This window comes from Serratia sp. (in: enterobacteria) (genome assembly GCF_046715635.1).
In the GTDB taxonomy this organism is placed as follows: Bacteria; Pseudomonadota; Gammaproteobacteria; order Enterobacterales; family Enterobacteriaceae; genus Chania.
This window is the reverse complement of the sequence record NZ_JBKJYW010000364.1, coordinates 13,712-36,605: the sequence shown is the minus strand read 5'-3', so window position 1 is coordinate 36,605 and position 22,894 is coordinate 13,712. Positions and strand designations below refer to the sequence as shown.

The following is a 22,894-nucleotide window of genomic DNA, read 5'->3' as shown; positions in this document are numbered from 1 at the left end:
CCTTGTTGTAGGCGTTCCAGTTGGTGATTTTGAACTTTTGCTTTGCCACGGGATACCGCCAGAGGGGGCAGGAATGTGGTGATCTGATCCTGATTGCGGCCAAAAGTTCGATTTATTCAACAAAGCCCCTTTTCGAGTAATAGATGCAGGGCAGAGATTGGTGAAAAGGGGAAAGAGGTTCAGCAAACAACTAGAAAGGGGATTTTGAAAATTTAGTAAATCGTCAACAACCTAGCGTGAATTACGCCATTGAATTTCTTTGCCCCCCGACATAAGCCAGCTACAATAGGAGCTGATTTCTCAAGCGATAAAAAGGAGCTTTTCGTGGCTAATGAAATTTACGCAAAGATAATCGGTGAAAAACAAGGGCTTATATCTGCTGGTTGCTCAACCTATGATTCTATTGGTAACAGATACCAATCCGCACATAAAGATGAGGTTTTTGTCGTTGCATTTGATCATGAAATAATGCGACAACAAAATGTCAAACACCACCCGTTAAACTTTGTAAAGTTAATTGACAAATCCTCACCCTTAATTGGCATCGCTGTAACAAACAATGAAAAGATGACTTTGTTTTTTGATTTTTATAGGACATCTTCTGCAGGCGTTCAAGAGAAATTTTATACCGTAGAGATAAGAGGTGCCACAGTAATTAGGCACAGCGTAAAATCACCCAATATTTTTGACAACCCTGAAAAGCACCCCGAAGAGATGATATCACTTTCCTATGAAAGCATTACGTGGAAGCATCATACCGCAGGGACTTCAGGCTACAGTATTTGGACTGAAAACGTTTTTTAAAAACCACAGACCAAGGTGGGTCAGCCCCACCTTGATAATTCTTTAATATGCTTTTTATTTTCCGCATCCAGCCATATCAATATACTGGTCGCATAAGCCTGTTTTTTGAAAGGATCATTGTCTATTTTTTTATCGGGATTTGAAACATAGATAGTCACATGATAAACAACCCCTGTTTCAAACTGATACCCAAGCGTTGGTATGCAAGCATTCTCTTTAACACTAATATAATCATTACCGCCTTGCGCAAAATTGTTGGATGTAGCCCCCCCTCCTGCCTTTTCAATACTGATAGAGTACACCTTATTGCTCTCATCCCTCCCAGGCGTGGTAAAGCACACATCCCCGCCAACAAGAGATACTTTAGCTGGCGATGGTGGGACAATCGGTTTTTCCAATACACAGCCAGAAAGAGACAACATAAGGCACAATAGAATTATTTTATTACTCACACCATACCCCTATAATTTAATATGCAGGAAATTTTTGCAAAACCGCCTTGTAGTAAGATGTAATGTCATCATGAAAGACACCGTTGTAATTCCTATTCCTAAGTGACTTCCACTCTCCAACCCCATATGTAGAAAGATAATAGTAATCTGCTATTATTGATGCCTGTTGCTCCATTGAGTAATCACTCAGCACCTTCTTTCCGTCAAAATTATAATGATAGTCTACCGCCCAACTCATACTACCTCTTAGCTTGACCCACATACCATTCTGGTACTGCCAAACGTGGGCCATCTCATGAATAAAAAGATGTTTTAGTACAAGTTCTTCTGTGGAGTAATCAGTTGAGTATAGCTCACGTCTGAAATACAACTCACCATTTGGAGTCATTGCCGTGTATTTATCTTGAAGAGAGAATGGTAAGTAACTACCACAATGGATCCATACCTTTGATAAGTTGATTGAGTCACCAAAAACAGACCTTACCAAAGACATTTCCCCAATAGTTAACTGTCTTAAAGTTCCCTCTTTATATTCATTCCTCATGTAAGGCTTGGCTCCTATTATTTTGCGAAAATACGATCCAACGTAGAGAATGGCCGTCTTTATGCTGAAAATCAAGCTACTTGTCAATGAGGCTATGACAAGAACAGCCTCACACTGGAGCTGTTCTTGTGCGTCACAAGTCTTTCGGCTTTGTTGAATAAATCGAACTTCTGACTGCAATCAGGATCAGATCACCACATTCCTGATCCTGGAGCGGTTTCCCGTGGCAAAGCAAAAGTTCAAGATCACTAACTGGGCGGCCTACAACAAGGCTCTCGTCAATCGGGGTTCACTGACATTCTGGCTTGATGAGTCGGTCATCCAGGCCTGGTACGACGAGCCAAAAAACTCTTCACGAGGGCGTCCACAACGTTATTCTAAGTTAGCTACCACCGTACTGATGCTTAAACGCGTCTTTCGCCTCACGCTACGTCCCGCTCGGGGATCCATTGATTCCATTTTTACGTTAATGAAGCTCCCGCTTCGTTGCCCGGATTATTCCTGCGTCAGCAGGTGAGCCAAATCCGTGAGCATACCTTTCAAGAACCCCACGCGCGGCGAGATTGCCCATCTCGTTATCGATTCCACCGGCTTAAAAGTCTTCGGTGAAGACGAGTGGAAGGTGAAAAAGCACGGTAAGGAAAAGCGCCGCATCTGGCGAAAACTGCACCTCGCCGTGGACGCCGATACTCACGAGGTTATCTGCGCTGACCTGTCCCTGAACAACGTGACCGACGCGGAGGTATTCCCGGCGCTGATCCCATCGCGAACCTGCTCAGGTTACTGGCCAACGGAGTACGCAGACCAAAATCAGGCGGTAGCGAGGCAGCGGCTTACGGCGAGTAACGCCTACTGGAAATGGAATACGGCTTACAACCGGCGGTCGGTGGCTGAAACGGCGATGTACCGAGTCAAACAGCTTTTCGGAGGGCACCTTACGCTGCGTGACTATGATGCACAGGTCGGTGAGGCAATGGCCATGATCCGTGCATTGAACAAAATGACACGTGGAGGCATGCCAGAAAGTGTACGGATTGTCTGAGAAAATGACTGACAGGAGGATCTGTTATCTAAATCCTATTTATTCAACAAAACCCCGGCAACCTCATAGCTCTGATTGGTTTAACGCTAAACCCCCTAAGGGACACAGCCTAGACCAGGGGGATTACCTGTTTGCTTTCTGAAAGAAACTGTTCGATAAGCAATAGTGCATGAGAATTTTTGCTAAGGTCTTTTTGAATTTTTCCTCGCTGCTCCTTAAGCGTCGCAACAATTATTGGGCATGGAGAAATCCTAAGCGGCTCACTCAAAATGCAAGGCATTAATACCCTGACGGCATCCAGAGTTAACCCAACCCGCTGTAAGGATTGTATGCTTTTAATAATGGCTAGATCTTTTTTTGAAAAATTACGATAGCCCGCCATGGTTCTTTCAGGTTTTAATAACCCTTGTTCCTCGTAGTAACGTATCATGCGGGGGCTAACCCCAGTATTCTTAGATAACTCTTTAATTTTCATCACATTAAATCCAATTTTACGAGTGTGAAGTCTAAAAATTCCTACACAAGATAACTCATAACTACCTGCAAGGGCTTGGTCTAAATTTTATTGCGCTTTTCTAGTATTTATTTTATTAGATCATGATGGTTGGTTATTAATAAATATCATTAAATAAAAACTCGGGATAAATATATGATACCACCAATAACACACGCATTATATCTATCAGATAATTCAGTGAGAATCAATTAATCGCTTAGACCCAATAGTTATAATGAAAACGCCAGCTAAATGACTTGACATTAACAGCCCTGTTAACGTTGATAATCTGTCCTGTTCAATTCACATAATTGCCAAGGGCTGAATATGCAACAGGTAAAAGTTTCAAATAGCATGGTATCTTTCCATACTCAGGGAAATGGCCCCGGCCTGGTTCTGGTTCATGGTACTGGCGCGGACTGGCAGGGAAATTGGGCACATTTAATCGAGCGCTTCTCAGCTTATCGTAAAGTTGTCTGCCCTAATTATTCAGGTTCAGGCGACACGAAAGATGACGGCGAGCCCTTATCACTTGATCTGCTTGCAAAACAGATTATAGCCGCCGCCGAAGATGCGGGCGCAGTCCCCTTCGATATAATGGGATTATCCCTTGGTGCCACACTCACTGCATATATTGCGGCAAAATACCCTGAGTATGTTAATGCCGTCATTCTGTTGGGCGGGTTTTCTTCTACGAATGATAGCCGAAGTCAACTTGAATTTAATCTATGGCGCGATCTGATTAAAACTGACAGATTGACGATGGCTAAACTGATAATGTTGACTTGTTTTACACCCAGATTCGTCGCCGAGATGAGTAAAGAAAATCTTGAAGAAAATATTAATATCATTGTTGAAAATAATAACTGGGAAGGAATGGCCAGGCAAGTTGAGCTAAATTTGACTATTGATATTAGCGACATGATTAGCTCTATTAAAAAACGCACGCTGGTTATTGCCTGTGAGCACGACTATATCGTCGCAAAAGAGCGTTCACAGGAACTGGTAAAACTCAATCCTGACTTCGAATATACCGAGTTATCTTCCGGACATATGGCTGTACATGAGAAGCCAGAAGAACTGACCAATATAGCTCTGCAATTCCTCCTTCGAGGAAGTTAGTTTATCCATCAGCACAATACTTATAGGATATCAACATGAATACCACCGTTCAAAAGTATGAAAATACCAAACCAGAGAATAATGTCTGGAATGTTAAATCTACGCAAACAGTTAAATATGTGGTTGAGATTGTTCGCCATCTTTTTGATAAAGACAACCCAAAACTCAGCGATTTCTGTAAGAACACAGGCTCTTCTAATGCCAGAGTGGCGGTATTCATTGATGATAGCGTCGATGGGCAATATGGAGAAAAGATCAAAGCGTACCTCACAGCGAATAGTATTGAGTATGCCTGGTATCCGATTACCGGCGATGAAGTCTCTAAAAATATTGACAGTGTTACCAACGTGGCAAGAAAAATAGCCGAATGCGGTTTGCTGCGCCGCTCTGAAAAAATCTTGGCCATCGGTGGTGGCGTATTGATGGATATCGTTGGATTTACGGCAAATTTATACCGCCGAGGCGTTCCCTATATCAGGATCCCCACCACCCTGATGGGGCAGATTGATGCGGGTATTGGTATAAAGACCGGGGTTAACTATCAGGATCATAAAAACCGACTTGGAACCTACTATGCCCCTCAGGCGGCATTTATTGACCCGGAGTTCCTGCGTACCCTTCCCCAACGTCATATCACTAATGGCATTGCCGAAATTATCAAAATGGCCTGTGTTAAAGATGCCTACCTGTTCGAGTTACTGGAAGAGAATGTTGATAAATTCACCGCCCATGATTTCGCAAACTTTTCCCCAGCCCATCAAGAAATCATGGTCAGGGCTATCGACAGCATGCTGGGCGAGCTGGAGAGCAATCTTTGGGAAGACAATCTTGAACGCCTGGTTGATTACGGACACACCTTCAGTCCTTCGTTGGAATTGAAGTCAGACCCAACTCTGTTGCATGGCGAAGCCGTAGCGGTAGATATGGCGCTCAGCGCTGGCCTATCATTCACGCGTGGGCTGATTTCCAAATTAGAGGCTGAGCGCTGCATTAATCTGATTCAAAATAGTAAATTACCGGTACAACACCCTATCTTTTCCGTTTCTTTATTGGAAACCGCGCTTGAAGACACCATCCAACATCGGGACGGGTTACAGCGTGTTCCACTGATGTCCACGCTTGGTGAAGCCGTGTTTGTTAATGAACTCGGCTATGACGATCTGATGTCAGCGGTTAAGTACGTCAAAATATTCTCTCAGAAGGAGACTGTTGATGGCTTACGCTACTGAATCGCGCCAAACCTATGTTTTTGATGTCGGTGGTACTTACTTGCGTAGCGCGGAATGGGTTGCAGGTAAAGGCGCTCAGCATATCGTTAAAGAGGTCTCGCCTGGATTTATCCAATATCCTGACGCGACTCTCCTCCAGTTGAAAAATCGGTTGCTTGCCGCTATTGAGCAGAGAGTCCCGCAGCAGCATGACGGGCTAAGTGCAAGCATTAGCCTTGGCGCTGCCATTAATCATCATTCTGGTGAAGTTTACGCTGCAGCCCCCCTATGGGGGTCCCATCAGGTGAATATAGATATCGTTGAGGAATTACACGCTTTGCGTCCAGATGTTCATTGGTTAGTGATGAACGATCTGACCGCAATGGCAATCCATCTCTCTCAGCAACCGATCTGCCAATCGGTATCTAAAGTGATGCTTATCACCGTTAGCAGCGGTATCGCATGCCGCATTTTCCAAACATCACCTTTTCATATCTCGTTCGACATAGCCGGATTGCAGGGGGAAATCGGTCACCTTCCAGCAACTGGGGAACTCCCGGCTCTTGACTGTGACTGTGGAGAGAATGGCCATATTGCCGCCTACTCTTCAGGCCGAGGTGTCCGCCATGTTTACGAAAAGTTATATCAACAGCGGTTCAATCGGCCGCCTGATCTTGAGGATTTTGAAAGCAATTTTAAGCAGAAGTTGGATAAACAGGATGCGTTTTGCCAACAAGTCCTGGATTTGGCGATGCGGCCACTGGCAGATTTAATCACCACTGCGCTGGTGCTCGACCCATCGATTGGTTTAGTCGCCCTGTCGGGGGGCGTTACCGATAGCATCGGGCTCCATCTCAAGCGGGCTATCTTGGCGCGGATTAATGAAAAAGGGCCGTACATTACCGCGCAGAAATATCCGCACGATATCGATGAACGTTTATTTCTATGTCCGCTAAATACCGCCAGTGGTTTATATGGAGCAGGGATTGCTGCTGAGCATGCGCAGGATGATTGGTTCATTCGCCATATACCTCAAAAAGGGCCCTACCATGCATAATTCAGCCATTACATTCCAAGATGGGTATTGCAGTTACCAGCAACGCCCTTTGCCATCCACTGGCAAAGGTCTGCGCATTGAGGTTCTCTCTGCTGGCCTTTGCGGGACGGATATCCAGATCCTCAATGGGATCCGTCACGAACAGACTGATATTATCGGCCATGAGGGGATCGGCATCGTGGCCGATAACTATCAGAACTCGTCGCATACCTTCGGAAAAGGTCAACGTGTCATCATTAACCCGACTGATGCTCACAGTGCGGCTTTTCTGCTCGGCCATAATACCCCTGGATTATTCCAGCAATACGTCACTATTCCCGATGAGGCGGTGAGTAATGGCGTAGTATTGGCCGTTAATACCAATATATCTAAAGAGTGTGCTTCACTGATTGAACCGGTTGCGGTCGCCATAACCGCGCTAGATGCGGTACAAGACTGGCATCCAAAAAATATTCTGATTATCGGAGCCGGTATTGTTGGCAATCTTATTGGTATGATTGCCACACTTAGAAATCCATTATCGCGCATTACAATTATTCACCACAGCTCACGATCATTGGTATACAGCAAGATACAGCTATTACCTCAAGCCACCCATCTTTTTGGTGCTGAAGCATTCACCGACGAGTTGCAACCAAAAGACACTGCCGTGTTTGTCGCCACACCACGAAATGCGACTAATACCGTTATTTCCAAAGTGTTGGAACACTTCAAATCGTCGTCAGTTATTGACGTGATTGGCGGTTTTAATAGCCAAGCATTGATTAACGCTAAACCTGCAACGGCGTTGTTCTCGCTCAGAGCAGCCAATATCTGTATGAAGGGCAAAGAGATGCAAAACTTGCCTGTTTTTCCCCACTACTCTGACAATCAGCAGTTAAGTAGCAGTGCTATTTTAAGTCATCGAGGAGTCTCCAACATTGCGTTAATCAATGCTATGTCATTAATTAACGCACATCAGAATAAATTCAGGAAAGTTGTTACTCATGTTTTTCCCTTTACTGACTTCGCTGAGTTTCTGAATACCTTAATTTCCTCGGACACTCGCATAATCAATGACCGTTATGTTTTGAAATCAGTGATGCTCAATAATAAGGTTCCGCAATGACAGGTACAAAATCAGCTCTTATCGTCGGTGGTTCTACCGGCGTTGGCCTTGGCGTAGCCGAAGCGCTCAGTGAATCAGGCTATCGCGTTCATATTTTAAGTCGTAGCCAACCTCAAGCCAGTAATCATGCATTTATCTGGCATCAGTGCGATTTGCTGGATTCGGCCAAAACGCAGTCTACCCTTGAAGCGCTTTGTGACAATAGTTTGTCCTTTGCCTGCTTCTCAGCGGCTTACTACGGCCCCAAACGCAAAGATTTTCTGGAGACTAGCTGGGATTTCTGGCGTGAACAATCCACCATTATGATCGATGGTTTATGGCTCACCCTCGCCGCAGCGCTACCATTCCTATTAAAAAATAACGGCACCTTTTTAGGTATATCGTCAGAAGTCGCTCTCAACTACGGCCCCGGAAGAGCAAGTTATACCGCCTGTAAGTCTGCGGCCTCGGGGTTGCTCAATTCCGTAGCGGCGGAAGTCTCGGTACAACAAACACTGATAACACAATTACTGCCAGCAGGAATGGTCGATTCACCGGGAATTAGAGCTCGCAGACCGCTCGATTTTGAGTACTCGTCATACATGACGACCGATGATTTTAAGCCATTCATACGCGATCTCATCAACGATAGAGATACTGAATTACATGGGAAAACGGTGATGGTCAGCAAAAATGGCAGTTGGTCTTATATCCATTCAGACCATCAGCCTTCCTCTCAATCCTAATGGAGGTAATGCTATGAAAAAGATAGGGTTAGTCAGTTGGCGATTGCCCGGCGATATTTATAATGCATTAAGACTATGCAAATACCATAACGCCGGCCTTCTTCAACTGGACTTTGGCGGTAATCAGCGTGGGCCATTACTCAGCAGCTATGATACTGAGCGAATCAAGGCTGAGGCCGAGCATAGGAATGTAGCGCTGAATGCAATTGCCCTCAATCTTTATAATGATATGGGGATCATGCGCTCATCTTTTTCCTGTAAGCAGATATTTATTGAAGCCCTGGCATTGGCTGAAAAACTGGCTGTGCCTACGCTGTTTATTCCCTCATTCCGGCTTTCTTCTATCAACAATGAGCTGGATTTACTCAATACGGCTGGCTTTTTACGCTGGTGCTGCGACGTTGCAGGGCCAGATATCACCGTTGCATCTGAAAATACCTTAACCCCTGAAAAAAGTAAGCTGTTATGTCTATTAGTTGCCAAAGATAATTTCAAGCTTATTTTCGATCCGGCTAATTTATATCAAAAAAAAGTCAGTGCCGTTGAATATTTCATTGAAATAATGGACAGCCTCTACAAGGGGATGCATATAAAACATCCCACGGGAAATGATTTTTCAAAGTTAGAGCAGGATTACCTCTTGATCATTGATCAGATAGCATCCCTGCCCAAAGGCATCTTATCGCGCTTTGATTTCTATTCAGAGAATGACTATCGCACTGTTGATGATAGTCATATCGAGTCCGATCTTAACTGGCTCAGCAAAACTTTCAGGCCTCTGGAGTAAATTATGCAGAAATTTTTTAACGGCTTTTTATTTGACATGGATGGCACCCTGGTAGACTCGTCAACGGTAGTAGAAAGTACTTGGCAGAAATTTTCTGAGCAACATGATTTAGATTACACTGCCGTGATCCAGTATGCTCATGGCAGAAGAACCCAGGAGACAGTATTCCATTTCCTGGGCGAGACGGAGACTACGCAACAGATTGCCAGAGAAATTGAGGTTTATGAAACGGGGGAAACAACCGGGATTATTGCTGTTCCCGGTGCTAAAGAATTATTGTCAACTATTCGTCCTGAACATTATGCCATTGTTACCTCCGCCAGCAGGGAACTGTGTATTAACCGTCTGCAAGCAGCAAAATTGCCGATACCTGAAATCATCGTATCAGCTGAAAACGTGGTCAACGGCAAACCCGATCCTGAAGGATATCTCCTTGGTGCTCAGCTACTGGGGTTAAATATCAAAAATGTACTCATCTTTGAAGACGCACCCGCGGGTATCCAGGCTGCATTGAATAGTGGTGGTTCGTTAGCAGTAATTGGTAATTGTGACGCAGGTGGTGATAATGCGCTGGTAATAAGCGCTGATTTTACATCACTCAGCGTGGCACATGAGGCCCATGGTTATTATCTTTCATTTTCCAGTTAATCATTACTTTCTGTCTAGCGTTTTCCGGTATAGGCGCTTCTTATCATTGACTTTATTTTTACCTCACCGAGGGGCACCGCCTGATTGCAAAAAATTTCTGATCATGGCAGATAACGCTTTTAATTACCGATCCTGACATCTTTTTCCACTTCACGACTTGACTTTGACAGCGCTGTCAAAGGTTTAATGTTCCTTAGATATTTTCTCGCACCAATTTTCTACTGAGATGGTGAGCAAATGAAGCTTCAAAATGGGATATGTGAACACGAAGATGATAATAATGAAAAGAAAGCTTACTGGTTTGCCATCGTGGTATTATCCTTGTCAGCAATTATTTTTGTTACTGCCGAACTGCTGCCCATCGGGGTATTGCAGGAGATCGGGGACACTTATCAACAACCGGTGGGCAAGATAGGGTTAATTATTACCGGTTATGCTTGGGTAGTCGCCTTCTCTGCCGTATTTGTGACGTCTTTATTTTTAAAGATAGAGCGTAGAATATTAATTATTATTCTACTGATTTCCTTCGGGTTATCGAACATTATCGTCTCTCTGTCACCGAATCTTACCGTATTGTACATCGGGAGAGTCATCGGGGCTTTTTCCCACGGTATATTCTGGTCAATCGTCGGGCCGCTGGCCGTGCGATTATCCTCAGAAGGGGGCAAGGTAAGAGCAACCGCGCTGGTTTTTGGCGGTATTGCCATTGCTTCTGTTGGCGTAGTCCCACTGGCTACTTTGGTTTCTCAGCGCATCGGTTGGGAACTGTCATTCTTTATTCTTGGTCTATCCGCACTGGTTATCAGTATTTTTGTGCGGCTAAGCATGCCAGTGGTGCAGCATGATAAGGCGCAAAAAACCACTTCGTTAATGCGGGTGATCACACAACCCTATCTGCGCAGAACTTTCCCGGTAACCGCTCTGGCGCTGTGCGGTAATTACTGCGCATTTACCTATATTGGCCCACTGGTTGAAACCCAGATTGGCATCTCACATGCAAAGTTCCCATTATTCTTACTGTTATTTGGTGTGGCCGGGGTTGCTGGCAATTTTATCAGCGGATTTGTCAGTGATAAGAACCTGGTTCTAGCCACGCGTATCACCCTGTTATTAATGGCGCTATCTGTCGGTAGTATGGGTTTTCTTACCGACATCAGCCTGGGTACAGGCATATTCATGATGGTTCTATGGGGTGCGGGGATTTGTATCATTACCGTAACGCTACAGTCACTGGTGCTCAATCTTGCTGAAGACTCCGGTGAAAGGCCCTCTTCAGTTCACGTTGCCATGTTCAATATTGGTATCGGTTCGGGTGCATTTCTCGGTGGGGTATTACTCGATGGGTTTAATATTGCAACGGTCGCACTGACCGCGTCTGGATTAATGTTGCTAGCCCTGGTGCTATTACTGCCCAAGATTTCACTCACTCCTCAGAAATAATCTCTATTCAGATAGATAAAGGAAATAATATGACTTCTGTAACCAAATTAAATAACTCCCCCTATCGCGTCGGAATGGTTGGCGCGGGCTTTATGGCAAAACTGCACAGTTTGTCTATGAGGAATATAGCTGGGTTAATGGACGATCCTACGGCAAGTTTTGAGTTGGTCAGGATTATCGATGTTCATGAACCCCTCGCACAACGTGAAGCCGAACGTTGGGGATGGCAGGAATATGGTAATGATTGGAAAACCGTTACTAACGACGAGACGATCGATATTGTGGATATCGCCACGCCGAACGACAGCCACTATGAAATCTGCCTTGAAGCTTTCGCGAAAGGCAAACATGTGATCTGCGAAAAGCCACTGTCAACTAACAGCGCAATGGCCGAAATCATGGCACGCAAGGCTGTGGCGTCGGGTAAGGTCCATATGGTCAACTTTACCTACCGCGCTTGGCCAGCAATCGCCCAGGCTAAGAAAATCATTGAAAGTGGTGCCATTGGTAAAATCCGCCACTTTGAAGGTCACTTCTTACAAGATCATAATAATGACCCCACCATCCCCTTACAGTGGCGTTTTATTGAGGCTAAAGCCGGGGCTGGTGCACTGGGTGACGTAGGGGCTCACATCATCGATTTGGCCCGCTTCTTGGTTGGGGAGTTTGATAGCGTATCGGCAACTATGCAGCGCTTTATTGATGAGCGGCCTTTAGTTGAGGATCGTTCACAGAAAGGGGCGGTTGAGGTGGATGATTTTACCAGTGCTCTGGTGAAATTTAGCAGCGGAGCAACTGGCACTATAAAGGCCGGGTGGGCATTACCAGGATTTAAAAATGACGTGTTCTTTAATGTCATTGGCGATAAAGGTTCACTACGTTTCAGTTGGGAACGCAGTAATGAACTCCAGTATTTTGACAGCAGCGATCCTGCCGTTATCTCCGGCTACCGTACGATCCTGATGGGTAGAGCGCATCCAGGTGCAGAACTGTTCTGGTTCCCTGACCTTGGCGGTGAATCGGGAGTGGGCGTTACCGCCCAAGGTATTGGTTACGGCGAAGCGTTTGCCCTTAGCTTCAAGCACTTTGTTGAATCGCTGAAATCAGGTCAATCCACCGCCCCTAACTTTATTGACGGCCTGCGATGCTGCGAAATAATTGATGCAATAAAAATTTCGGCTGCCGAAGAAGCATGGCAAAAAGTCCATTTAGCAGAAATTTAAATCAAGATTGGCAGCAAATCATTGGGATAGGGGGAAGCCCCTATTCCCCTATTCATTATTAACATGAATATAAGTATCAATGAGGCTGTATGCAAAGAAAAGAAATGAAAGCACTAACTGGGTTACGCGGTATTGCTGCTATTTTAGTCATGTTTTATCACTTTAATTTAAGTGCTGCTCTGAGTTCCCCTTTACATACAATAATTGGGCAATGCTACCTAATGGTTGACTTGTTTTTCATACTTTCTGGGTTCATTATTCTCATGACCTATGGGCATTGGTTTTCTTATAATTTTGATAGGCGAGATTTTGGCCGATACGTCCTGCGCCGTTTTGCACGGATCTTTCCACTTTATGCCTGCATGACTCTGACTGCTGGAGCATTGGTTGCCAGTTCATGGATGGATCGTTGGCCTGGCCCTCCAGTTCCGGTGTCAATCCTTGTCAATCTTACCATGTTACAGACGCTGTTTAAGGTCCCTTCATTAGATACACCAGCCTGGTCAGTCAGCGCTGAATGGATTGCAAGCTTGTTATTTCCATTTCTTGCCTATTTATTTTACAGATATAACTGGCGAGCAGTATTATCACTATTCTTTGTCGCCATTCTAGCCTTGCCGCTCATCACTATTGCCCCAGAACTTATCCAGCAACCCAAACGCGCCGGGATCATGGATATCTGGCATTATGGCACCTATTTTCCTGTTTTAAGAGCAGTGGCCGGGTTCATTATAGGCATGGCGATTTTTAGATTCAGCCAGATACGCTGGGTAATGGAACTTACCTTTAAATCTTGGTTTAACTTATCAATACTGTCGCTTATCTTATTCAGTTTAATGTTTAAAAATGCAGATCTGATAACAGTCTCCCTTTTCCCATTACTTGTGCTTGGCCTGACGAATAATGATAGTAAGGTAACAAAAACAATTGGCTCCCCCATTATTTATCGGCTTGGTGTTTTATCTTATAGCATTTACCTGATTCATAATCAGCTAAATTATTTCATGTTAATCCTAAAAGGATATTTACTTGGTATAGGGGTTGGTACGACCAGTGCCACTATAATATGCTGCATATTATTCTCTATTATCACCATCTTGATCTCTGAACTCACTTATCGATTGATTGAAAACCCCGCAAGAAATTATCTACGGAAAGTTGGATGGTTGGATCCCCAGGGCAAGATCACGAACGTTTTATGAGCAAGGCTATCCTGTTTGACTGAGTGTACAAGCTGGGACCTTTTACTCCCTTTTACGGGAGCATCACCATGTCTATCAACGCCTTTTCAGAACACTTCGCTGACCTGCAAGATCCCCGGCAGACGACCAAGGTCGCCTATTCCCTGTTCGATATTCTGTTTCTGACAGTCTGTGCGGTGGTCGGCGGAGCCGAAGGTTGGCAAGATATTGAGGATTTTGGCGAAGCTCATCTCCATGGTTTCAGAAGCGAGGGCTTTTCCCCGCAGGATTGCCCGTTGACGATACGATTGCCAGAGTGATTTCACGCCTCAACCCGGAGCAATTTCAATGCAGCTTTATCAAAACTGGATGCGTGCGGTAAGCTCCCTCAGTAACGGGGTTGTCAGAGAGGGCAATGTACGCAGAACAGCAAGGCGGAGAAATATCGCGACCGCGACCTGCGGTCGCTAAAAACATAGTGGCAATGTTGCTGAATTGATAGGGATCGCACATGTTCTACCCTAACTAACCCATTGATTATCCAGATGGGCGCAGCATGCAGCGCCCCTACGTTGGGAGCCCGGTGAAGGTTTGTCAGCAGTCTCAACCCGCCTATGGCGGGTTTTTTGCTTTCTGACAGAGATCAAAGCGTTTCTATCACCCGGCGCAAAAGACGCACTCGGGGTTCGATGCTGGACAACTCCAGATATTCTGCCGGGCTATGGAAGCCAGCCCCAATTGGACCAAAACCATCCAGTGAGGGAATATCAAGCGCGGCGGTATGGTTGGCATCAGAACCGCCACCCACGGCCTGCCAGCGAACGTCAATATTCTCCAACCTACCCGCAGACTCCACCTTCGCCATCAGCTGTTCGGTTTTTTCTGAGGGTGACATGGCGGGCACATGAGCCTGTAATGTCACATTGAGGCGAACATCGGCAGTAAAGCATTGAGGCGTCGTGGTGCGCATTAGCCGATCAACGCGCTCAAATTCGTCGTTCTGCCAGAAGCGGACATCAATTATCGCTTGCGCGTAGTCCGCAACTACATTGGCCGCAGAACCTCCACTCACCACTCCAACGTTCAGGGTCGTCCCCAGTTGTGCATTGGCAAACTGATTAAGATGAAGTATCCAGTGGGCCATTTCATTGATTGCGGAACGCCCATTATCAGGATCGTTACCGGCGTGGGCAGCGACACCGTGAAATTCCAGCTCGTAGCGAGCCATTCCCTTGCGAGCCTTGACCAGTGAGCCATCCGCACGGGCGGCCTCGCACACCAACACGCAGCGGCTACGTTTCGCCAGGGCGCCAATCCATTCATGTGAGTAAACCGAACCCGTCTCCTCATCAGGGTTCATGGCAATCGCGATAGAGAGACGCTCTTTCGCCTCTGCAGACAGTCCCCGCATTGCCCAAAGAATATTAAGGAGCCCGCTCTTCATATCCGCCACACCGGGGCCATAGGCGCGATCCTCCTTGATGCTCATGGGGCGCATCGCTACGGTACCTACTGGGAAAACTGTATCCATGTGACCTACCAGTAGCACATCAAAGTGTGGACTATTGGGTTTATTGGCAGCAAAAACGCCGGGCCCCACTTTATCGCCAAGATCGACAATTTCGCTGTGCCAACCGAGCTGCTGATATTTCTCATGCATATTGCCAGCAACGGTGGCAACTCCGTCCAACGTATTGGTGCCACAGTCCACATTAACCAAGGAGGCCAATTCTGCCAGATAGTCGTCTAATTGCATGGTGTTTCCTCTGTTCTTTTGTGCAGGCTGCGCGTGCACTGAAATTAAATCGCAGGAGAGTACGATCTCGCACTCGCCCTGCAGGTCGCACTGCCACTAGATAAAAATGTGCATCAGCAACATGGCACCGAAGGCATTCAGTACCGAGATGGCTATCATCAACGGGATCAGTTTGGCGTTGGTGCCAATGACCCCAAGGATACGTCCGGCATACTGGATCTGGGACCCCATCAGATAGATGGCCGGTGCCAGGATAGCCAGATGTTCTCCAGTCAGGATCCCGCTATCGAACAGGCTAACGGCTACGCCGATCCCACCGCCCATTGACATCCAGCCTCCGATCAGGACCGCTGCCGCCTCGCCCGGCAAGCCGAACAGCTGCATCAGGGGAGCAAAAATGAAAGCCAGCCCGTCCAGTGCGCCAGTGATGGTCAGCGCCTTGATCACCACAAAGGCCATCAGAACATTGGGCAAGGTACTGGTTGTGGCAATGGTCCAGCCTTTGCGCGCGCCGGCAACAAAAACATCGGTGATCATGGGTTTGGATTCAGTCGTCATGCTCATGGTGCTCTCCCTATGCCTTATGGATTTCAGAAGATGCGTTATCTTGACGACGCATTTTCAGCAACAAACGTAAAATATTCGCGCCAACGATTTTCATAAAGAACATGACGAGGATGCACAGGCCGATCGAGGCGGGAACAGCCAGGGCGCCGTCAGCGGCGACCAAAGTGAACAGAATGGCGCCAGAGGAGAAAAAATTGGTGATCATTGCGCCTGCAGAAAACTGAAACATAGTAAAAACGTCTTTTTCATTCTCTGTAATCTGCGCCTCATCAGCCAGCTTGCGCGTCAGTGAGGCACCAACATCCGTGCTCTGCAGGCTGCCAATCAGTGCCAAACCGGTACTACCACGCAGTCCCAGCAACGGGCGCAACAGAGGGGTCAACAGTTTACGTGCTGCATTCAGCGCACCGTAGTGTTCCAACACATTGATCATGCCAAGAGCAAACATGACAGCTGGTATCAAGCCGAAGGCGAAGAGAAAACCGTCCATGGCACCGTTACCGCCGGTACCACGAAAGGTACTGTTGGAAACGTTTAATGCCTCGTTGCTTTGAGTCACACCACTGACGACTCGTCCGAAAGACCCGTTCAATGTCGTGAAATCAAACACGCCATACCATTCTTTACCGCCGAGAAGCCCGGAAAAGAATACCATGGCAAAAAGTAGCGCCACGTAGGCTCCCCAGCGAACGGGAGCTGTTTCTGTTGCAGAGGAGGTGACATTTTGTTGCTGTCCGCTCATGTTATTTCCTTATCAGAGTGTCACAAAATAACCCAGTGCCAGTCATAACAGCATCGGCTTATGAATGGTCTACTGTGTGTATTTTTTGTTCATGAGTATCCTGATGGCGATCAATAAATTCTGTGCAAAGACAAATTTAAATTATAAAACATGACGTTGTTGGCATTTTATTCCGTTCAAAATAACGATTCATTAATGAAATTATGACAAAACATGTGAAGTTATTGCCGAATATATTCACAACCTGGTCTGATTTAGTATGCTCATAACATTGCCAACTGGTGCATTACTCTGACCAACAGTGTTGTGACTTTTTTATCTCTTGCTTTTTAATGTTTAATTGAATTAGCAGAATTATATTTACTTTGAGACACACACCTCAAATTAGGTTGTCACTACGTGACAGACCGATTTCTCAGCAAATCTAGGCACCGTCATGTATATCCATAGACCCTGCCTTGATAAAAATAGACGGCATGATTGTCTATGGATACATAGCATTCTATTTAATTTCCTTTAGCTCACCGCCCAATCAGAGCTTTGCACCTTTTTCTACATAGCTCATATCGCCCAATTTACCCACGGTAAATTCACTGTTTTTATAAGTAATCCGCGTCACGCTAGCATTAGACAGTGGCGCGACAATGGGCGTAGAGCTCATATCCGCTACCATGGCCAGAATGGCTGCTCCATGTGAGACCAGGAGTATGTTACCGCCCCCTTGAGCTGCCGTTTCTTCAGCAATAGTTTTTAGCTCTGATTGCATACGTGCTTTGACGGTGGCAAACGTTTCAGCTTCACCGCTGGTATCGACCAGAGCAACACCACCAAACATCTTGTCAAATGGCAGTTTCCCTTTGGCAAAATCACCGAAAAGCGCTTTTTCCGACTCATAGCCAAGCTTGGTGGCGATGGCTCCCCACATATTGGCATCGAGATCGCCTTCGTAAATACCGAAGCAGAACTCACGCAGTTTCTCACTTTCGATGATGTCCAACGGCTGCCCTTTTGCGGCTAAAATAATACGTGCAGTTTGACGTGCCCGCCCTAGATCGCTGGCATACACCTTTTTGAATTCAACATCTTTCAGCCCCTTGCCAAGTTGTTCAGCAACCGTAACGCCTGCGGTAGTCAACGGGGTATCTGCCCAGCCCTGAACCCGATGTACGGTATTAAACATGGTTTTCCCATGGCGGGTGACATAAATGGTGACTGTATTATCACCTGCTGTTTCAGCATAAGCCAAAAGCGGACTAAAAATAAGCGAAAACAATAGAGCAAGTAATAGTGAAAACCGTTTCATGGTTATTTCCTCAATGGGTTTAGTTTGTATCATTGTTGGCCTTCCGTAGATGGCCCCTATCTCCATCCATAACTTTTTCGTTAGTTGTTCATATTTCATCGTTGCCTTCTTTATCCGTTGCCGGAATGTCCTCTGCTACCTGCTTGTTGTATCGCTGATTTCCAGGCAAAAAAAAACCTAAACCTCTGGTGGCGTGCTAACTAATAGCCAACACCACCAGAGGTTTAGGTTTTGCCTGTTAAACAGTAACAATCCTAATTTCTAGTCCAATACGCTAACAGTTTGATAAATGAATGCAAGAAATCAACTCTATAAAAGTAGAAACTGTGATCAAATTAACGTTAACCTATTTTAAACCGCAAGATAACTCTTAACTATATTGGCAATGTTATCTGGTTCACATTTCAACCAAATAAAATGCCTTGTCTGATTGTCTCCAAGCGCAACCCTATCGAATCTGATGATATTGGGACAGGCTTTAGTACATACTCAGCTATGTCGCTGTTTGTAGTCAAAAGCGGTGAAATGGCCGGATAAAAAGGCCGCACGAACTCCCACTACGCAGAGAGGGTCAGATGGAAAAGCAGCAAGTAAGATTAGAAAAGATCCAAGAGCCGCAAAAAGACTGTTCTGGCGTTCCCGTTGCGCTAACGGATGAAACCCTCCAACAAAGAACAAACAACATCCTCAGCAGGATGAAGCAGCGTGGGCTTGATCAACTGGTGATTTATGGTGATGTGGAGCACGGTGCCAATTTTGAATATCTGGTCGGCTTTTTCACCCGCTTTGAAGAAGCCTTATTGGTGATCAACGCCGATGGTGAAATGACGCTGGTGCTGGGAAACGAAAATCTCAATAAGGTCAGCAAAGCGCGGATCCAGGCCAAGGCGGTACATTTATCTCAATTTTCATTGCCAAATCAACCCGGTAGAAGCGATAAGTCAATTAAGGAACTGCTGGTTGAAGCCGGCATTCGGGAAAATGCCCGCACCGGCCTGGTTGGCTGGAAGATGTTTACCAACGGGCCAGAGATCGACAAGAAAATCTATGATCTCCCATCATTTATTGTCGATACCATCCGCAACATTGTCGGTAATGAGGCTTGCTTATCCAATGAGACTGACTTGTTTATCGGCGAGCACGGGGTCAGAACGGTCAATAATGCCAACGAAGTGGCTCACTACGAATATGGGGCCGCATTAGCCTCCGATTGCATTCTGGATGCCATGAATAAGCTGGCCCCGGGCGTCACAGAACAAGCGTTAGGGGATTGCCTGGTACGCTTTGGCCAGCACCCGAGTATCGTCACTATTGCTTCCAGCGGCCCACGCTTCATTAAAGGTAACCTGTTCCCAACCGACAACACCGTGAAGTACGGTGATACGATCTCGTTAACCGTAGGGTATCGCGGCGGGGCCTCTAGCCGGGCGGGTTATGCGGTAAATGCTACTGGTGAGTTATCAACAGAGGCGAAAAACTATCTGGATGCGGTCGCCAAGCCCTACTTCTCTGCCTATGCCCACTGGCTTGAAGTGATTAGCGTTGGCATGCGTGGCGGCGAGCTGTTTGATCAGGTGGAAGCGGTCTTGCCGCGCTCAAAGTACGGTTGGTCGCTGTGCCCGGGGCACCTGACCGCTGAAGAGGAGTGGATGTCTTCGCCCATTTATCAAGGCTCTCAGCAAAAGCTGCTGAGCGGCATGATCCTGCAGATTGATATCATCCCTTCAGTGCCCAACTTTGGTGGCGTTTCTGCCGAAAGCACCGTGCTATTGGCTGATGAATCGCTGAAGCTGGAGATCCAACAGCAGTATCCGCAGCTATGGCAGCGGATGCAGCAGCGTAGAAAGTACCTGGTCGAAACGTTGGGGTTAACACTGTCAGCGGATATCTTGCCGATGTGCAGCACCGTCGCCTATTTACGCCCCTATTTACTGGATAAGGAAAGTGCTTTTGTCTGCCAGGGCAATCGTGATAGTTGATAGCCAGTTATCCCCAACGACAGGCTCTTGAGCCCCAGAAGCATGGCCCGCTATGTGACTGGGGTAGAGACGACGCAGTGACGTGGAGGAGCAACGTGTTTGCTACCACACCGTCGCTTAGATCACAAATTTAAAACGTTATTTCAAATTTAAAGAACCGGTGATCTACTTTTCAATAAAATGACATTGGTGACCTCCGTTTTTCTGATTACATTATGAGCTAAATCAGACCAAACAGAGGCTAACACTATGGGAACCAAGAATAAGCTGTTTTTACTCGCCACCATCACATCCGCTTTTATCGCACCATCAGTCGCAGCAGAGACAGCGTTTAAACCTGTGACCCTTGAGTCACTGAACGTCCCGGAACGCACATGTAACATCAGAGACTATGGAGCGGAAGCCACCGGCATCTGGTATGACACCAAGGCATTCCAATCAGCAATCGATGATTGTGCACAACAAGGTGGCGGGACAGTTCTGGTTCCGGCTGGCTTTTACTTATCCGAGCCACTTTACCTGAAAGACAACATTAATCTTTCTCTTGAGAAAGGGGCGGTTCTCCAGGCCGCAGCCGAAAAATCCGCCTATACCCCTACGGAGGCAACCAGGAAATGGGCTGGGGTGCCAAAACTATGGCCGAATGCAGAAAACTGGCTGGCATTCCTGAACATTGCGGATGGTAAAAATATCGCCATTACCGGGGAAGGGATTATCGATGGTCAAGGCTCTGCATTACTTGAGGCTTTTCGCGCCAATGCCAGAAAAACCGGTTCAAAAGGGCCAACAGACCGGCCACGGCTGGTGTTTATCAAAAACTCCAATAATATCCTGATAGAAAACCTGACGTTACAAAATTCGCCGAGCTTCCATGTGGTATTCTTCAACACAGAGAATATGACGATCAATAAAACCAACATTATCGCCCCTGAATGGTGGGAAAATACCGATGCTATTGACCCTATGCACAGCAGGTATGTGACCATTACAGGCAATACGATCAGCTGTGGTGATGACCATGTCGCCATTAAATCTGTCTTCAATGATGACAACACTCATGACTTTTATATTGCCAGAAACAAGTTCCTTGCAGGCCGTGGGCTCTCTATCGGTTCAGAGGCATCGGGAGGGATCCGTAACATCCTGGCAGAAGACAATACGTTCGAACGCTCGATGTATGGGATCAGGATCAAGTCACCAAGAGGAAAAGGTGGGTTGGTTTCTAACGTCGTTTATAGAAACACTAAAATGACCGATGTCGAAACACCCGTGGTCCTTGCTGGCTATTATAAGGGAGGCCCGGTTACCGCCAAGGGAAGAGAGGAAGCGCTTAAAAACGGGGAGTTCGCCAATGGATTTATGTTAGGCAATCAAATCTACCCTTCTCCTGCGGATAAAGCCCAACCTTTCAATAAGCACACCACCCCTCATTTCGATAACATTCAATTCGTTAACCTTGAGTCAACGGGTAACTCAAAGTATGCAGGGTTCATTATCGGAACACCGGAAAAACCATTTACCAATATCCTGTTTGATAACGTGAAAATCGAAGCAAAAGAAGGGATGAAAGTGCGTAATGCCAACCTTAGGTTGGTCAATACCACTATCACCAGTCAAAATGGCAAGGGGATCATTGAAGAGGCGGGCGCTGTTATCAGCACTGCGCCATAAACCCGGCATTCGCTCCGTTTTCCATGTTGATACATGTCGCCAGTCATCCAGCTGGCGCTGGAGTTTACGGTGCGAAAGCCCTGAGGATTGTCTGGTTGGTTATGATTAAACGGGCGCTACATGCGGCGAGCCTGTGCAGGAAGTCTCAGCCGTATGTAGCGCCCGTTATCCGCAGCTAAGGCATCGTCAGAATAGCGGTGGCCGAACCGAAGAAATCACCGGCCTCCACGGTCCCCACTTTAGTCAGCGTAGACATAAACTCCAGCGGCATCTTGGTCGCCGCCAAAGCATGGATCCTGACCCCGGTAGAGCCACTCACCCCACCAATGGTCAAGCGGGTTTGCAGGCTACCATCATTTCTCAGGTTAACCATCCCGTTCCCGGCCGACCCTGCAAGATAAACCATAACATCCATATCTTGTGTACAGCGGATATAACCCGTCTGCCGCGCCTGATTCCCCTCGATATCTTTCAGTTGCACCTGGCCGTGGGTTAGCTCAATACTGGTTTCGGTAAATTCACATTTACCCACCGGCGGTGGTACGATCCCACATAGGCTATTGGGCATCATGATACTACCACTGGCACTTTCGGTCCCGGTGGTCGTTTTGAAGTACATCCCGACGCATTCCTGCGTCACTGCTGGGCCAACGTGGTCCTGAGTACCACTACGAGGTAGCGAATACTTACGCTGAAAAGCCGCGCCCACGTCGCCTACCGTCCGCAAAGTCTGGATACCGTCAAGGTATTCGTTACCATCAGAAACACCAGGGCCCGCCTCCCCCGCATCACTGTGCCGGTGGCCGATAAATACCGTACATTGCCCCCAGCCAAAACATGGGTTTGGTGTCGCATCAACGGTATCCCAGTATTCAATGGTCCACCAATATCGGGCATTTTCGGGCGTTCCCTCACTGCGGGTAATATAAGAGTAAATCGCGCTATTGGCGCTATACGCTGTCAGCAACGTGACAGCCAAAAGTATCGCTTTAATGGCTTTCATAACTACCCCTGTGATCATCCCTTATCTACCGCGTAT

Annotated in this window: 21 protein-coding genes and 2 pseudogenes; 15 read left to right on the top strand and 8 right to left on the bottom strand. The window is 46.6% G+C overall.

Annotated features, from left to right (window positions below):
- Window positions 1-324: 324 nt before the first annotated feature.
- Window positions 325-804, top strand: a complete 480-nt coding sequence (locus ACLQ7H_RS19145; protein WP_411754033.1) for an Hcp family type VI secretion system effector — start codon at window positions 325-327, stop codon at window positions 802-804.
- Between the two features lie 20 nt (window positions 805-824).
- On the opposite strand, the gene ACLQ7H_RS19140 is transcribed toward ACLQ7H_RS19145, so the two are convergent.
- Together ACLQ7H_RS19140 and ACLQ7H_RS19135 are read right to left on the bottom strand one after the other, a co-directional pair.
- Window positions 825-1,256 (bottom strand): putative T6SS immunity periplasmic lipoprotein, encoded by a 432-nt coding sequence (locus tag ACLQ7H_RS19140; RefSeq protein ID WP_411754032.1) that lies wholly within the window; start codon window positions 1,254-1,256, stop codon window positions 825-827.
- 16 nt (window positions 1,257-1,272) lie between these two features.
- On the bottom strand, window positions 1,273-1,800 hold the full coding sequence (locus ACLQ7H_RS19135) for a type IV secretion protein Rhs (protein WP_411754031.1): 528 nt from the start codon (window positions 1,798-1,800) through the stop codon (window positions 1,273-1,275).
- A gap of 223 nt (window positions 1,801-2,023) precedes the next feature.
- Between ACLQ7H_RS19135 and ACLQ7H_RS19130 the strand changes: the two are divergent.
- Window positions 2,024-2,842: pseudogene (locus ACLQ7H_RS19130) on the top strand (IS5 family transposase).
- A 109-nt stretch (window positions 2,843-2,951) separates the two neighbouring features.
- Here ACLQ7H_RS19130 and ACLQ7H_RS19125 read toward each other — a convergent pair.
- A complete protein-coding gene (locus tag ACLQ7H_RS19125; protein ID WP_411754030.1) occupies window positions 2,952-3,317 on the bottom strand; it encodes a MerR family transcriptional regulator in 366 nt (121 codons plus the stop codon).
- A gap of 348 nt (window positions 3,318-3,665) precedes the next feature.
- Here ACLQ7H_RS19125 and ACLQ7H_RS19120 point away from each other — a divergent pair, with 348 nt between their 5' ends.
- The 11 genes and pseudogenes from ACLQ7H_RS19120 to ACLQ7H_RS19070 form a co-directional block, all read left to right on the top strand.
- The gene (locus ACLQ7H_RS19120; protein ID WP_411754029.1) at window positions 3,666-4,460 is read left to right on the top strand and encodes an alpha/beta fold hydrolase; all 795 of its coding nucleotides are present in this window, start codon (window positions 3,666-3,668) and stop codon (window positions 4,458-4,460) included.
- 35 nt (window positions 4,461-4,495) lie between these two features.
- Entirely contained in the window at window positions 4,496-5,689 is a 1,194-nt protein-coding gene (locus ACLQ7H_RS19115; protein ID WP_411754028.1) for a sedoheptulose 7-phosphate cyclase, read from the top strand.
- Window positions 5,673-6,725, top strand: a complete 1,053-nt coding sequence (locus ACLQ7H_RS19110; protein ID WP_411754027.1) for an ROK family protein — start codon at window positions 5,673-5,675, stop codon at window positions 6,723-6,725. The genes ACLQ7H_RS19115 and ACLQ7H_RS19110 overlap by 17 nt, the downstream gene beginning before the upstream one ends.
- Entirely contained in the window at window positions 6,718-7,833 is a 1,116-nt protein-coding gene (locus ACLQ7H_RS19105) for an alcohol dehydrogenase catalytic domain-containing protein (protein ID WP_411754026.1), read from the top strand. The genes ACLQ7H_RS19110 and ACLQ7H_RS19105 overlap by 8 nt, the downstream gene beginning before the upstream one ends.
- Window positions 7,830-8,558: an SDR family NAD(P)-dependent oxidoreductase gene (locus tag ACLQ7H_RS19100; protein WP_411754025.1), complete on the top strand. Its 729-nt coding sequence runs from the start codon at window positions 7,830-7,832 to the stop codon at window positions 8,556-8,558. Before ACLQ7H_RS19105 ends, ACLQ7H_RS19100 begins: the two co-directional genes overlap by 4 nt.
- A gap of 13 nt (window positions 8,559-8,571) precedes the next feature.
- Entirely contained in the window at window positions 8,572-9,345 is a 774-nt protein-coding gene (locus tag ACLQ7H_RS19095; protein ID WP_411754024.1) for a hypothetical protein, read from the top strand.
- Between the two features lie 3 nt (window positions 9,346-9,348).
- A complete protein-coding gene (locus ACLQ7H_RS19090) occupies window positions 9,349-9,993 on the top strand; it encodes an HAD-IA family hydrolase (RefSeq protein ID WP_411754023.1) in 645 nt (214 codons plus the stop codon).
- A 237-nt stretch (window positions 9,994-10,230) separates the two neighbouring features.
- Window positions 10,231-11,433, top strand: coding sequence for an MFS transporter (locus ACLQ7H_RS19085; RefSeq protein ID WP_411754022.1), 1,203 nt, complete (start codon window positions 10,231-10,233; stop codon window positions 11,431-11,433).
- Between the two features lie 29 nt (window positions 11,434-11,462).
- Window positions 11,463-12,656: a Gfo/Idh/MocA family protein gene (locus ACLQ7H_RS19080; protein WP_411754021.1), complete on the top strand. Its 1,194-nt coding sequence runs from the start codon at window positions 11,463-11,465 to the stop codon at window positions 12,654-12,656.
- An 89-nt stretch (window positions 12,657-12,745) separates the two neighbouring features.
- Entirely contained in the window at window positions 12,746-13,858 is a 1,113-nt protein-coding gene (locus ACLQ7H_RS19075) for an acyltransferase family protein (RefSeq protein ID WP_411754020.1), read from the top strand.
- Window positions 13,859-13,926: 68 nt separating this feature from the next.
- Window positions 13,927-14,196 (top strand): annotated as a pseudogene (locus tag ACLQ7H_RS19070) (transposase family protein); the annotation flags it as partial.
- Between the two features lie 284 nt (window positions 14,197-14,480).
- Here the strand turns inward: ACLQ7H_RS19070 and ACLQ7H_RS19065 are convergent.
- From ACLQ7H_RS19065 to ACLQ7H_RS19050, 4 genes are all read right to left on the bottom strand, one after another.
- Entirely contained in the window at window positions 14,481-15,593 is a 1,113-nt protein-coding gene (locus ACLQ7H_RS19065; RefSeq protein ID WP_411754019.1) for a M20 family metallopeptidase, read from the bottom strand.
- A gap of 96 nt (window positions 15,594-15,689) precedes the next feature.
- Window positions 15,690-16,151: a YjiG family protein gene (locus ACLQ7H_RS19060; RefSeq protein WP_037434993.1), complete on the bottom strand. Its 462-nt coding sequence runs from the start codon at window positions 16,149-16,151 to the stop codon at window positions 15,690-15,692.
- Between the two features lie 16 nt (window positions 16,152-16,167).
- A complete protein-coding gene (locus ACLQ7H_RS19055; RefSeq protein WP_411754018.1) occupies window positions 16,168-16,902 on the bottom strand; it encodes a nucleoside recognition domain-containing protein in 735 nt (244 codons plus the stop codon).
- Between the two features lie 532 nt (window positions 16,903-17,434).
- On the bottom strand, window positions 17,435-18,304 hold the full coding sequence (locus ACLQ7H_RS19050; protein ID WP_411754017.1) for a histidine phosphatase family protein: 870 nt from the start codon (window positions 18,302-18,304) through the stop codon (window positions 17,435-17,437).
- A gap of 476 nt (window positions 18,305-18,780) precedes the next feature.
- On the opposite strand from ACLQ7H_RS19050, the gene ACLQ7H_RS19045 reads away from it, so the two are divergent.
- Window positions 18,781-20,184 (top strand): M24 family metallopeptidase, encoded by a 1,404-nt coding sequence (locus ACLQ7H_RS19045; RefSeq protein WP_411754016.1) that lies wholly within the window; start codon window positions 18,781-18,783, stop codon window positions 20,182-20,184.
- A gap of 249 nt (window positions 20,185-20,433) precedes the next feature.
- A complete protein-coding gene (locus ACLQ7H_RS19040; RefSeq protein WP_411754015.1) occupies window positions 20,434-21,855 on the top strand; it encodes a glycoside hydrolase family 28 protein in 1,422 nt (473 codons plus the stop codon).
- Window positions 21,856-22,030: 175 nt separating this feature from the next.
- Here the strand turns inward: ACLQ7H_RS19040 and ACLQ7H_RS19035 are convergent, their stop codons facing one another.
- Entirely contained in the window at window positions 22,031-22,858 is an 828-nt protein-coding gene (locus ACLQ7H_RS19035) for a hypothetical protein (RefSeq protein WP_411754014.1), read from the bottom strand.
- Between the last annotated feature and the right edge of the window lie 36 nt (window positions 22,859-22,894).